1 protein-coding gene is annotated in these 252 nt (G+C 54.8%); it reads right to left on the reverse strand.

The window, feature by feature from the left end; all coding sequences use genetic code 11:
- On the reverse strand, positions 1–147 hold a 147-nt coding region (locus J5M56_RS26935), incomplete at its 3' end, for a hypothetical protein (protein ID WP_243430917.1).
- Between the last annotated feature and the right edge of the window lie 105 nt (positions 148–252).

Raw genomic sequence — 252 nt, forward strand, 5'->3', positions numbered from 1 at the left:
TGCCCAGCCAATTAGAACCGCGCCGACGTCGGCGCGGGCAGCCATGTTCTGCGGCAGCGAAAAGATCCCGCCACCGATCATCGAACCGACCACCAATGCGATCAGTGCGCCCAGGCGCAGCTTTTGTTTTCCCGAAGAATCAGACATTTAACAACTCCTGCCAGGAGAAAGTTGACGACAGCATAAATCCGTCGCCGTGGCCTTGAACTGACGTGAATCAGTTCTAGGCAAGGTGAAGGTAGGAAATTTCCT

The sequence above is a fragment of the Pseudomonas sp. 51_B genome, from assembly GCF_017491595.1.
Lineage (GTDB): Bacteria > Pseudomonadota > Gammaproteobacteria > Pseudomonadales > Pseudomonadaceae > Aquipseudomonas > Aquipseudomonas promysalinigenes.